The organism is Allofournierella massiliensis, assembly GCF_964241245.1.
GTDB classification, from domain to species: Bacteria; Bacillota; Clostridia; order Oscillospirales; family Ruminococcaceae; genus Allofournierella; species Allofournierella massiliensis.
The window spans coordinates 16984-29715 of sequence record NZ_CAXSWZ010000005.1 but is presented as its reverse complement, the minus strand read 5'-3'; the positions used below and the strand labels follow the sequence as shown (position 1 = coordinate 29715).

The 12732-nt window shown below is 61.2% G+C and carries 11 protein-coding genes; 9 read left to right on the top strand and 2 right to left on the bottom strand.

Translation table 11 applies throughout. The annotated features are described in order from the left end of the window. Positions 1 to 10: 10 nt before the first annotated feature. Entirely contained in the window at positions 11 to 1231 is a 1221-nt protein-coding gene (locus ACESYO_RS04070; protein ID WP_373209392.1) for a carboxylate--amine ligase, read from the bottom strand. A 190-nt stretch (positions 1232 to 1421) separates the two neighbouring features. On the opposite strand from ACESYO_RS04070, the gene asnB reads away from it, so the two are divergent. From asnB to ACESYO_RS04025, 9 genes are all read left to right on the top strand, one after another. After that, the gene (gene asnB, locus ACESYO_RS04065) at positions 1422 to 3254 is read left to right on the top strand and encodes an asparagine synthase (glutamine-hydrolyzing) (RefSeq protein ID WP_373209391.1); all 1833 of its coding nucleotides are present in this window, start codon (positions 1422 to 1424) and stop codon (positions 3252 to 3254) included. 131 nt (positions 3255 to 3385) lie between these two features. After that, complete coding sequence (locus ACESYO_RS04060; protein ID WP_346672006.1) at positions 3386 to 4864, top strand: UDP-N-acetylmuramoyl-L-alanyl-D-glutamate--2,6-diaminopimelate ligase; 1479 nt, start codon at positions 3386 to 3388, stop codon at positions 4862 to 4864. Between the two features lie 81 nt (positions 4865 to 4945). Further along, positions 4946 to 6715, top strand: coding sequence for an Hsp70 family protein (locus tag ACESYO_RS04055; RefSeq protein ID WP_283127975.1), 1770 nt, complete (start codon positions 4946 to 4948; stop codon positions 6713 to 6715). After that, on the top strand, positions 6712 to 7677 hold the full coding sequence (locus tag ACESYO_RS04050; RefSeq protein WP_373209390.1) for a hypothetical protein: 966 nt from the start codon (positions 6712 to 6714) through the stop codon (positions 7675 to 7677). The genes ACESYO_RS04055 and ACESYO_RS04050 overlap by 4 nt, the downstream gene beginning before the upstream one ends. 95 nt (positions 7678 to 7772) lie before the next feature. Beyond that, positions 7773 to 9137 (top strand): peptidoglycan D,D-transpeptidase FtsI family protein, encoded by a 1365-nt coding sequence (locus ACESYO_RS04045; RefSeq protein WP_373209389.1) that lies wholly within the window; start codon positions 7773 to 7775, stop codon positions 9135 to 9137. Then, the gene (locus tag ACESYO_RS04040) at positions 9134 to 9262 is read left to right on the top strand and encodes a hypothetical protein (protein WP_276871071.1); all 129 of its coding nucleotides are present in this window, start codon (positions 9134 to 9136) and stop codon (positions 9260 to 9262) included. The genes ACESYO_RS04045 and ACESYO_RS04040 overlap by 4 nt, the downstream gene beginning before the upstream one ends. Then, complete coding sequence (locus ACESYO_RS04035; protein WP_373209388.1) at positions 9244 to 10800, top strand: recombinase family protein; 1557 nt, start codon at positions 9244 to 9246, stop codon at positions 10798 to 10800. Before ACESYO_RS04040 ends, ACESYO_RS04035 begins: the two co-directional genes overlap by 19 nt. An 81-nt stretch (positions 10801 to 10881) precedes the next feature. Further along, positions 10882 to 11556, top strand: a complete 675-nt coding sequence (locus tag ACESYO_RS04030) for a hypothetical protein (protein WP_373209387.1) — start codon at positions 10882 to 10884, stop codon at positions 11554 to 11556. 401 nt (positions 11557 to 11957) lie between these two features. After that, positions 11958 to 12152, top strand: coding sequence for a hypothetical protein (locus tag ACESYO_RS04025; protein ID WP_283127972.1), 195 nt, complete (start codon positions 11958 to 11960; stop codon positions 12150 to 12152). Between the two features lie 126 nt (positions 12153 to 12278). On the opposite strand, the gene ACESYO_RS04020 is transcribed toward ACESYO_RS04025, so the two are convergent. After that, positions 12279 to 12626, bottom strand: coding sequence for a helix-turn-helix domain-containing protein (locus ACESYO_RS04020; protein WP_283127971.1), 348 nt, complete (start codon positions 12624 to 12626; stop codon positions 12279 to 12281). Between the last annotated feature and the right edge of the window lie 106 nt (positions 12627 to 12732).

The window sequence follows — 12732 nt, the reverse complement described above, 5'->3', positions numbered from 1 at the left end:
TTCCGCCCGGTCAGTCACGCAGGCTCTTGTTGCCGAAATAGCGTTTGTATTTGCGGTAATTGTTCAGCTGGTTCTTGGCGTACCAGATGGCCCGCTTGAGGGTGAAGTCCTCCTTGCAGAACAGCTGGTGAGTCACCTTACCCTCCTTCATCAGCCGGCGTACTTCGGCCAGCAGCTCCTGATCCTTCAGGTACTTCCTGATGATGCCGGCGGGGGCGATCATCCACAGGTGCCGGGTGTCGGCGATGGTCAGGCCCTGAGGCTTGTTTTCCACCACGTCCTCCACCAGCCATTTGGCCAGATTGTAGCCGCTGGCGGTCACAAAGAAGCTGGACCGGCCCTGACGGGGGTTCATCTCGAACAGCTTGTACTGGCCGTCGCGGGAATCGTACTTCATGTCGAAGTTGGAGAAGCCCTCCCAGCCCACGTCCTCCAGGAAGGCCTTCATCCGGCCCATCAGCTCCTCGTCCTTGATGGACATAATGGCCGCGTAGTTGCCGATACCCTCGGGAGTCTGTTCCTCCAGCAGGGGGCGGCCCAGCGCCATCAGGTGAACCTTATGATCCCGGCCGGAGTAGCAGTTCAGCACCCGCATGCAGTTGTCGTCGCCGGGAATGTATTCCTGCAGCACCAGATTGTCCTGATAGCTGGAGGAGTAGATGGCCGCGCAGATGGCCTCGTATTCCTCCCGGTTGTAGGCCACGAACACCTTCTTCTTGTGGGGGAAACGGCAGTTCCAGTAGGCCACGCTGTTGCTGGCCTTGATGATGCAGGGGAACTCGAAGGGAATCTCCACGGTTTTCCAGTTCTGGTTGGTGCAGCCGAAGGTCTTGGGGTAGGCAAGGCCGTGGGCCTCGCAGGCCTTGTAGAAATACTCCTTGGTATCCAGCTGCTCCACCAGTTCGGGGGTGGGGCAGGCGAACCTGTAAAGGCCCTCCAGCGCGGAGCGGTTGCGGGCCATCAGGCCGGTGTAGTTGTCGCCGCAGCTCACCAGCACCAGCGTACGGCCGGTGTGGGCGGCGGCAAAGTCCTGCAGAGTCTTGACGAACACCGCGTCATCCTCCAGATTGGGCTCCACCACGGCCATCTTCACCAGCTTGGAATTGGCGGTGGCGGCCAGCGCACCCTTGCCGATGGCAAGGCTGGTCACACCGTATTCCATATAGAAGCTGCGGGCCATGCCGTAAACGTTGGCGTCGCTGCCCAGCAGCACGGGAAGGATCTGTTCCATAGGTTTTTGTTTCACCTGAACTTTCCAAATTTCTTTCATCTTATCAGTATTGCTCATAAGCCCTTCTATTTTACTTCTTTTCTTTATGGATTGTCAAACAAAAGCAATGCTTTTAAACCGGCCATTGATGTAGTATAATAAAAGAATAATTGGGCAACTGTGCCCGTATGAGGGAAAGGACTAACACATCATGTGTGGAATTGTTGGCTTTACCGGCATGCACGCCGGGCGTGAAGCGATTTTGAAAGCAATGACGGATGCCATTGCCCACCGCGGGCCGGACGGCGAGGGCAGCTATTTCGGCAGCGGGGTGGCGCTGGGCCACCGGCGGCTGTCCATCATCGACCTTGCGGGCGGCGCCCAGCCTATGTTCAACGAGGATAAAAATCTGGCCGTGGTATTCAACGGCGAGATTTACAATTTCATGGAGCTGCGTGCCCAGCTGGTGGAAGCAGGCCACACCTTCTCCACCGACCATTCAGACACCGAGGTTCTGCTCCACGGCTACGAGGAATGGGGCGAAGGCATGCTGGCGAAGCTGCGGGGTATGTTCGCCTTTGCCATCTGGAACGAGGCCGAGCAGACCCTGTTCTGTGCCCGGGACCACTTCGGTATCAAGCCCTTCTACTATTATCTTACCGATGAGGGCGAGCTGCTCTTCGGCAGCGAGATCAAGAGCTTTCTGGCCCATCCCGGCTTCAAAAAGGAGCTGAACCAGAGCCAGCTGGAGCTGTATCTCAGCTATCAGTATTCCCCGGGGGAGGACACCTTCTTCAAAGGCGTGAAAAAGCTGCTGCCCGCCCACAGTCTGCTGTGGAAGGCCGGGCAGGTGGATGTGAAGCGCTACTGGGAGCCCCGCTTTGAGCCGGAGCGGGGCAAGAGCCTTTCCGACTGGGAAAGCCGGGTGGAAGAGGTCATGCGCCAGAGCGTGGCCGCCCACAAGATCAGCGACGTGGAGGTGGGCTCCTTCCTGTCCTCCGGCGTGGACTCCAGCTACATGGCCTACCTTGCCCATGTGGACAAGACCTTCACCGTGGGCTTTGCCAACAAGCAGTACGACGAAACCGACTACGCTGCCGAGTTCAGCAAATTCATGGGCGTGAAGAACTACGCCTACCGCATCGAGCCGGAGGAATACTGGGAGAATCTGCCCCGCATCCAGTACCACATGGACGAGCCTCTGGCAGATGCCGCCAGCGTGGCCCTCTATTTTGTGAACCGGGAAGCGGCCAAGCAGGTGAAGGTCTGCCTGTCCGGCGAGGGCGCGGACGAGTTCTTTGGCGGTTACAACATCTACAAGGAGCCTTTCACCGTCTCCTGGTACGACCATATCCCTCTGCCCATTCGGCGGGCCATCGGCGCGGTGGCGGAACAGCTGCCCCCGGTGCACGGCGTAAACTTCCTGGTGCGGCGCTCCCGCCCGCTGGAAGAGCGTTACATCGGCAACACCAACCTGATGGGCGAGCGGCGGAAAAAACAGTTGCTGAAACACTATACCGGCGGCAAAAAACCGACGGATCTTTCCAGACCGTATTTTGAAAAGACCGCCGGGCAGGACCCGGTGACCCGGATGCAGTACACCGACCTGCACCTGTGGATGGTGGGCGACATCCTCTTGAAGGCGGACAAGATGAGCATGGCCAACAGCCTGGAGCTGCGGGTGCCCTTCCTGGACAAGGAGGTCTTTGAGGTGGCGCGCCACATCCCGGTGGAGTGCCGGGCGGACGCGGAGCACACCAAGATGGCTCTGCGCGGCGCGGCGGCCCGGAGCATTCCGGAAAAGACCGCCGACAAAAAGAAGCTGGGCTTCCCGGTGCCGGTGCGCGCCTGGCTGCGGGAGGAAAAATATGCGGCCATCGTGCGGGAGAAATTCCAGAGCGAATCCGCCGAAAAGTTCTTCAATACCCGCGAGCTGACCAGAATGCTGGATCAGCACATGAGCGAAAAGCGGGACAACTGGCGTCAGATCTGGTGCGTGTTCATGTTCCTGACCTGGTACGAGGAATATTTTGTGAAGCGCTGAGCACAGCATCGCCCCGGCGGCAGAATTGGCAAGGCCGCGCCGCCGGGCGCATACATAAAAGCAGGGGCCTGCCCGAACCGGGCGCGCCCGCTGCGCATCGATCCCAAATCAAGCAGAGGGGGCATTTGACCATGAAATTAGAACAACTGCTCAATGGGCTGGACTACACACTGGTGCAGGGCAGCCTGGACACCGAGGTGGTGGATATTGCCTACGACTCCCGTAAGGTACAGCCCGGCTGGGCCTTCGTGTGCATTGTGGGCACCAACCGGGACAGCCACGACTATGCCATGGATGTGGCCGGTCAGGGCGCTTCGGTGCTGGTGATCGAGCACAGGCTGGACGAGGTGCCCCAGGGCGTGACGGTGGTGCAGGTGGAAAGCAGCCGCCGGGCGCTGGCGCTGCTGTCCTGCAATTATTTCGGCCGGCCTGCGGAAAAGCTGATCACCATCGGTGTGACCGGCACCAAGGGCAAGACCACCACCGCACACATGATCCATTCCGTGATGAACGCGGGCGGCCACAAGTGCGGCATCATCGGCACCAATGGTGTGGCCTATCCCGGCGTGAACCGGGCTCTGGTCAACACCACCCCGGAAAGCTACGAACTGCAGAAGATGTTCAGCGAGATGCTGGCTGCCGGCTGCGACAGCGTGGTGATGGAGGTTTCCAGCCAGGGCCTGATGATGGACCGGGTCACCGGCATCCACTTCAAGGTGGGCGTATTCACCAACCTGTATCCGGATCACATCGGCGGCCCCGGCGAGCACGCCAGCTTTGAGGAATACCGGGCCTGGAAGGGCCAGCTGTTCCGCCGGTGCGACGTGGGTGTGGTGAATGTGGACGACAAAAACTGCAGCACCCTGCTGGCGGGCCACACCTGTAAGCTGGTCACCTATGGCATGCACCGCGAGGCCGACTTCCGGGCCAGCGAGCTGCATCTGCTGCGGGAGGAGAACTTCCTGGGCATCCGGTTCCATGTGTCCGGCCGGGAGGATATGGATGTGAAGGTGAACATGCCCGGCGAGTTCAGCGTCTACAACAGCCTGGCCGCCATCGCGGTGGGCCGTGTGCTGGGCGTTCCCCACGACGCCATCCACGACGGACTGATGAACATCTCGGTCAAGGGCCGGGTGGAGCTGGTGCCGGTGAGCAAGGACTTCACCGTGCTCATCGACTTTGCACACAACGAGGCCGGCGCCGAGAGCCTGCTCACCACCCTGCGGGCCTACGAGCCCAAGCGTCTGGTGGTGCTGTTCGGCTGCGGCGGCGACCGCAGTCGCCTGCGCCGCTACGGCATGGGCGAGGTGGCCAGCCGCAAGGCGGATTTCCTGATTCTTACCGAGGACAATAACCGCTTTGAATCGGTGGACCAGATCATCAAGGACATCAAGATCGGCATCGCCCAGGGCAACCCGGACGTGCCCTATGTGGAGATTCCGGATCGATTGGACGCGCTGCACTACGCGCTGGATCACGCCCAGAAGGGCGACCTGATCGCGGTGATCGGCAAGGGCCACGAGACCTACCGGGACCGGATGGGCAAAAAGACTCCCTTCCTGGAGCGGGAGCTGATTCTGGAATACGCGGCCCAGATCGGGCTGAAATGACCCCTGCCGCCCGGATGGGCGGCCACGCCGGGGCGGCTTTGCCAACAAAAGCAGCCCCGGCCATTCTATCGAAAGAAGGCAGTGAAACGACCTATGGCCATTCTTGGCATTGACCTTGGAACCACCAACAGTCTGGCCGCCGTCTGGAAGGACGGCCGCAGCCAGCTGATCCCCAACGCCTACGGCGAGACTTTGACCCCCAGCGCGGTGAGCATCGATGAGGATGGCACTGTGCTGGTGGGTGCGCCCGCTCGGGAGCGGCTGGTCAGCCACCCGGAGCGCAGCGCCACCGCGTTCAAGCGCAGCATGGGCACCGACCGGGTGTTTACGCTGGCCGGCCGGGAATACAGCCCGGAGGAGCTTTCCGCGCTGGTGCTGCGTCAGCTCAAGCAGGACGCCGAGGCCTTTCTGGGCGAGCCGGTCACCGAAGCGGTGGTCAGCGTGCCCGCCTACTTCAACCATGCCCAGCGGGCCGCCACCAAGCGGGCGGGTCAGCTGGCCGGCCTGACGGTGGACCGGCTCATCAACGAGCCCAGCGCCGCCGCCCTGGCCTGCTACGACCCGGAAAAGGGCGACGCGGCCTTTCTGGTCTATGACTTCGGTGGCGGTACGCTGGATGTTTCGGTGGTGGACTGCTTTGAAAATGTGGTGAATATTCTGGCCGTCAGCGGCGACAACGCTCTGGGCGGCAACGATTTCGACGCGGCCATCGCCCACATGTACTGCCAGAAAAACGGCATCGACTATCAGGCGCTGCAGCCCCGCCAGCGGGCAATTCTGCTGCGGCAGGCCGAGCAGTGCAAGCAGACCCTGACCCAGGCCCCCGTGGCCATGATGGTGCTGGAGCTGGAGGGGCTGAAGGGCTCCATGGCTCTCACCGGCCAGATGCTGATTCAGCAGGCGCAGACCCTGTTCAGCCGCATGCGCACCCCGCTTTTGCGCGCGCTGAAGGACAGCGGCCTTTCCCCCAGCGAGCTGCAGGCGGTGGTGCCGGTGGGTGGCAGCTGCAAAATGCCGGTGGTGCGCCAGTACTTAAACCACCTGCTGGGCCAGAAGCTGGCCAATCCCGGCAGCCCGGACACTGTGGTGGCGCTGGGTGCGGGTATGTACGCCGCCATGAAGGAGCGCCGCACCGAGGTGAAGGAGCTGGTTCTCACCGATATCTGCCCCTTTACCCTGGGCGTGGGTGTGTACAACCCGGCGGATGAGGACAACCTGCTTATGAGCCCCATCATCGAGCGCAACAGCGCCCTGCCCACCAGCAAGGTAGAGCGGTACTACACCACCAGCGAGGGCCAGACCCGGCTGCGCATTCAGGTGTTTCAGGGTGAGGAGATGTATTGCCGCGAAAACCAGAAGCTGGGCGAGCTGGATCTTCCGGTGCCTGCCGCCCCGGCGGGCAAGGAGGGCGCGGACGTGCGCTTTACCTATGATATCAACGGCATTCTGGAGGTGGAGGCCACCAGCCTGACCACCGGCCGCACCATCAGCACCGTGCTGGTGGGGCAGGGCAGCGGCCTGACCGAGGAGCAGGCCCGCCGCCGTTTGAAGGAGCTGGAGGGGCTGAAAATCCATCCCCGCGATCAGCAGGAGAACCGTCTGTTGCTGGCCAAGGGCGAGCGCCTGTGGCAGGAGGCTCTGGGCGAAGAGCGCCAGATCATCGGCCAGGCGGTGCAGCTGTTCGGCGAGGCACTGGCCAGCCAGGAGAACGGGCGTATCCTGCGGGCCCGTGCCCGCATCAAGGACCTGCTGGACCGGCTGGAGGCCGGACTCTCGCTGGAAGGGCTGGATTTTTCCGGCTTTGACGATCCGGACGATGAACCGGACGAGGATGAGGACGAAACGCTATGAGCATCTGGGAGGTTTTGGGCATTGCGCCCACCACCGATAAGGCAGCCATCCGGCACGCCTATGCGCAGAAAACACGCACCTGCCACCCGGAAGAGGATCCGGAGGGCTTTGATGCCCTGCATAAGGCCTTCACCGCCGCCATGCGCGCCGCCCGTCAGGGGGTAAATATGGCGGTAATGGAGCCGGAAAGCGCCCCGGTGCCCGCCGCCCCTGCGAAGGCAGACAGCGCCGAGGCCCGCCGTGCCGCTGCAAAGGCGGCCCGTGCCGCCCGCCGCGCTGCCGAACAGCAGGCGGTGGAGCAGTATGCCAGTCGGGCCCAGCGCCGGGCGGGCAGAATCATCCAGCTGGGTCAGGGCGAGCAGGAGGAGGGCCAGCAGTTCGACTTCGCGGCGGTGGATGCTGCCCCGGCACAGCCTGTGCCGGAGCAGAAAAACGAACCCGATCGTCCGCTTACCCATGAGGAGCTGGCCTGGCGCAACGGCCCTGCCCCCGCGCCGGAGCAGGCGCAGCAGGAAAACGGGAAACAGGAGCGAAAGCCGATTTATCAGCAGCCGAAGCCGGAGGAAAACCCGGCCCGGCAGGCAGTTGCCACAACGCGGCCCAAAAATGGCTGGCGGATTGCCGCGCTGCTTCTGGCGGCTGGCGTTCTGTTTCAGCTGATACGGGGCAGCTTTATCTGGGCCACCCTGCTGCTGATTGCCCTTTGCTGGTGCGGCATGCAGGGGGTGAACATCGACTGGAACCAGTCCCGGCTCAGCCGGCGGATCATGGGCCTGTGGGGTGTGGGTCTGGTACTCATCCCGGTGCTCTGGTTCTTCGTGATGGCTGTTACCTGGGGTCTGCACGGCGCGCAGGACGCCGCGCTGGATTATGCGGTGGGCTCCATCTTCTTGAGCGTTCTGGCGGCGCCGTTCGGAATTTGCTCCACACTGGTGGCACGGCAGCGTGCCCGCAATCGCTAAAAACACATGACTGCCCCTCTTCGGCTCATATAAATGAGCGAAGGGGGGCGATTTTTTTGCAAAAACAAACACCACAGGCCGCCCAGAACCGGGGAATGAGACTTCGCACCCGGCTGGCGGCCGGTTTTTTTGTGGCTGTGTGCTTTTCCACGCTGGTGGGGCGGCTCTGGTATCTGCAAATCCATGAATACGATTTTTATGCCCAGCGGGCGGCGGGCCAGCAGCTGCGGGACAGTGTGGTTCCCGCGCCACGGGGGGATATTCTGGACGCAAACGGCACCCCGCTGGCGGTGTCTGCCAGCTGCTGGACCATCCGGGCAGTACCTAGAGAGATGGCGGACGAGGATGTGGCCGCGGCATCCGCCGCACTGGCCCGGATTCTGGAGCTGAACGAAGCGGATGTGCTGGAAAAACTGGGCCAGCGCAAAAGCAACGACGCGCTGCTCAAGCGCCGGGTGGATCAGGCCACCGCCGACGCGGTGCGTGAAGCCTGCCTGGAAAACGACTGGCAGGGCATCCTCATTTTGCAGGATACCAGGCGGTGGTACCCGGAGGGGGATTTCGCCGCCAGTCTGCTGGGCTTTACCAATGTGGACAATCAGGGTGTGGCCGGGCTGGAGCTGGAATACAACAGCCTGCTCACCGGGCAGGACGGCCGGGTGCTCAGCGCCAAGAACGCCTGGGGCTACGACATGCCCACCGATTATGACACCTACATTCAGCCGGTGCAGGGCAACAGCCTGCAGCTCACGGTGGATGTGAATGTCCAGCATTATCTGGAAAACTATCTCTCCACGGCGGTGAAGGAGCACAGCGTCACCGCCCGCGGAGTGGGCATTGTGATGGAGGTGGATACCGGCCGCATTCTGGCCATTGCCACCAAGCCGGACTACGACCCCAACGAACCCCGGGTGATTCAGGATGAAGCGGTGCGCGCCCAGGTGGATGCCCTCACCGGCGAGGAGCGAACCCAGGCCCTCACCCTGGCCCAGCAGACCCAGTGGCGAAACAAGGCGGTGAGCGACCTTTACGAGCCCGGTTCGGTGTTCAAGCTCATCACCTGTGCCGCTGCGCTGGACGCAGGCGTGGCCACCACCAGCGACAGCTTTTTCTGCGGCGAGTCATACGGGGTGGCAGGGATTCATTTTCACTGTGCCAACCACAAGCAGCATGGGGTACAGAATCTGGCTCAGGCCCTGCAGAACAGCTGCAACCAGAGCTTCATTCAGATTGGCCAGCGGTTGGGCAAGGAGGCCTTCTGCGATTATTTTGCCGCCTTCGGGTTGCAGGAGGCCACCGGCATCGATCTGCCTGCCGAACCAAAGAAAAGCGAGTTTTACACCGCCGACCGGATGGGGCCGGCGGTTATTTTGGCAAAAAGACCGCATAGCCCCCCGATGCCCCGGCATAGAATGGCAGCAAAGGTCCGCTGCGGGCCGGAAAGAGGGAATGAACATTGAAGGGAACACCGCGGATAACGGTTGCTTTTGAAGAGGGAGGGCCGCCGCTGGAGGAGCTGCTGCGGCAGATTCTGGAACAGGACGCTGCTTTCTGGCAGGAGGACGGATGGAACAGGACGCAATGATGACCCCCATCGCCCTCTATCTGCGACTCAGCTCGGCAGACGGAGAGGGGGCAGAAAGCGGCTCCATCGCCAATCAGCGCACCTATCTGCACCGGTGGGCGGAGGAAAACGGATTCCGGGTGGTGGCGGAGTTTCAGGATGACGGTTACACCGGCACCGACTTTGAGCGTCCCGGCTTTCAGCGGCTGATGGCCCAGCTGAAAAACGGGCGCATTCGCTGCTTTGCCACCACCGACCTTTCCCGTCTGGGGCGCAACTGCGGCCAGGCGCTCACACTGGTGGAGGAGACCTTTCAGCGGTTGGGTGTGCGCTACATTGCGGTGAACGACGGCTACGACACCGGAAAAATGAGCCGGGAGAGCCTGGACCCCAGCGTGTTTAAATTTCTGCTCAACGAGCTGTATGCCAAGGATTGCAGCGCCAAGGTGCTGCGGGCAAAACGCACGCTGCAACGGGAGGGCAAATTTCTGGGCGGGCAGGCCCCCTATGGCTACCGCATCGACCCGGCGGACAAATATCGCCTTTTGCCGGATGAGGAAACCGCCCCGGTGGTGCGCCGCATCTATCATTCGTTTCTGGCGAGGCAGACGCTGGGGCAGATCGCCCGCACGCTGGAACAGCAGGGGATACCGTCTCCCGCTGCCCGCCGGGCGGGCCGGGAGGGCGGAGCATGGAGTACTGCCACCCTGCGGCGCATCCTGACCCTGCCCACCTACCGGGGAGCACTGACCCAGCATGTGACCGAGATGACCAGCTACAAGGTTCACACCCGCCGCCCGGTACCGCCCGGGCAGTGGATGGTATGCGAGAATACCCACCCGCCGCTGGTGAGCGAAGAGGAGTTCCGGCAGGCGCAGGCGCTGCTGGGGCGGCGGCGCTATGCGAGCCGGACAGGGGAGCACGCGCTCAGTGGGCTGGTTGTTTGCGCCGACTGCGGAGGGCGAATGTATCCCCACCGGGTGGGAGGCTACTGCTATTTTATCTGTGGTACTTATGCCCGGAATTCAGGGCAGTGCAGTGCCCACCGTATTCGGGAGGATAGGCTGGAGCAGCTGGTGCTGGAACGGCTGCGGCCGCTTATGCAGTGTGCCGCGGCTTCGGAACAGCTTGCCCGCCGTCTGTGCGTCGACCTTTCTTTCGACCAAACGGCCCCGGAGCGTTTGCAGCAAAAGCTGGATCGCTTGGCAGCCCAGCGCCGTCAGGCTTATGCGGATCGGCTGGAAGGACTGATCGATGCAGGGGAATATGCCATAGTTTCCGCCCGGCTGCGGAAAAAGGAAGAGGGCCTGCGCTGCCTCTTGCAGAGGCAGACCAAACAAAAAACAGGGCCGGATTTGGAGGAGATGCGGAAGCGGGCCGAGGATCTGCTGGAGTTGAAGCGTCCGAACCGGGCGGTATTGGGCAGACTGATCCGAAAGATTACAGTGGCAGAGGACGGCGGAGTGGAAATTTACTGTTCCTTTGCCCGACCACTGCCGGGGGATGGATGTGACAATGGGGCGGAAAAGGAAATCAATACAAATGGCGCAATTTTTTAAAAAATGGAAGAATATGGACAGGGCCCTGTCCATCATGGCCGTTATACTGGTAAAGAAAGGAAATCAAGGGGGAGAATGGCTATGGGGGACATCTGGGCAGGGCAACGCAACCGGCCCCTTCGGCTTTTGGCGGTGCAGCTGGAAAAGACGAGGGACAACGGCACCCGGAACAGAGAATTCATGGGGGAAGAGCTGGCCGGAGCAGATATTCTTTATCTGAACTCATCAGCCGAATCATACAGAGAAGTGTCAGAACTGGCTGACTGGGCAAGACAGCGGGGAATTCTGGTGCTCTGGAATCCGGGCAGGCTGAAAAATGCCCGGATGCTGCCCACCCGTGGATGTGTAATTCTGCAAAGCGAATTGAGCGCGGAAGATGAGCTGGAAGCATTGCGGGAATTGTTCTGTACGCCCAGTCTGACCACAACACTGGATCGGGAAACCCTGGTGCAGACGCTTCAGGAGGCTTCACGGGCCAGGCTGGCAATGGTGCAGGCCAGCGGCAGCGGGAAAAAACGCAATCTGGCGCGAAGTCTGGCTTGTCAGGGCTGGCAAATGCCTCGGGAAGGGGCTTTGGTGGTGAGCATTGGATCCAGTGCGGACTGCCGGTTGGAAGAGGTGGTGGAACTGTGGCACGGAACTGTGAAACGAACCGGAGAACTGGATGTACTGTGGGGAACTGCGTTCAATCTGGAACAATCGGATACCCTGCGGCTGGTGCTGATGGCTGTGACACCGGGAATGCCGAATGGATGATGCGCTGTTTTGAGCGCTGGCTTCACCATACCGGAATGACCGAAACGGAAAAACAGGAGTGTCGTCGCCGGGCTGCACAGGGCTTTGAGCAGCCGGCAGAAATTTTTTTGCTGGGAGCCTCCCGAAAGCTCCAATGTCAGATGCTTCGTGCTTTGGGAACGCGGCCTGCCCGAAGACAGAGCAGCTGCCGGCTGGGCAACTGGCGGATCTGGCTTTGTTCATCGGATGAACACGAAAATCCGCACAACGGGTTCCTTGAACCGGGGCAGAAGTCCGCTGGAAAAGGCTGCGCAATTCTGTTGGCATGCGCCGGAAGAGGCGGCAGGCTTCGAGCCCGGGAGGCCTGGAACAGGGGCTGTGATGGTACGGCTGGACGGCTGCAGAATGTTCCGGTTCTGGCGGTGCAGATTGAATTCTGCACCCGGCTGGAGAATCGACAACTTGGCCGGCAGGAAAATCGGGAAGCGCTGTTGCAGCAGACGGCGGAGGACTTTCTGGGCCGGCAGGTGCCCACATTTACGGTGTCGGCGGGGCGGCGGGGGCGCTGCTGCAGAGAGCGCCTGTGGTATCAACTGGCCAAACTGCTGTGTGAATGAAAAAAGGCGCGGATGTGTGCTCTGTGAAGAGCAGCATCCGCGCTTTTTCTTTTTTCGATCAGTTGGAGTATAATATGGACAATGGTGTGTCCATGCAGAAGCGTAGCATGTAAGAAAAAGGGGCCTTCAGGGGACGATCAGTTCCAGTGCGTCATCCACCAGACGGGCGACAGCCTGAGCCTGCTGTGGAGTAAGCGTTCGCATTCGGTCGGTCACGTGTTGAATGGCCGCGGCATTGCCGTTTTCCTGTTCCGGAGCGGCCAGAAACAGCTCGGCCAGGCTGATTCCAAGCCCGGTGCAGACACGGGCGAGGGTGTATACAGTGGGGCAGCGCAGGCCGCGTTCCACATGGCCGAGAAAGGCCGGGTTCATGCCGCATTCCAGTGCAAGTTTTTCCAGGCTCATTCCCCGGTCCGTGCGCAGTTGGCGGATGCGGGCGCCCACCTGCCGTGCAATTGTTTTGCTTTCTGCCATGGTCCTCTCCCTTGGTTGTAGTTTTTGATTGTGTTTTCTTTACTTTAGTGTATTTGAAACCGGTGTTCAAATTAGTATTGATAGTGTGAACTGTATTGAAAAGTAT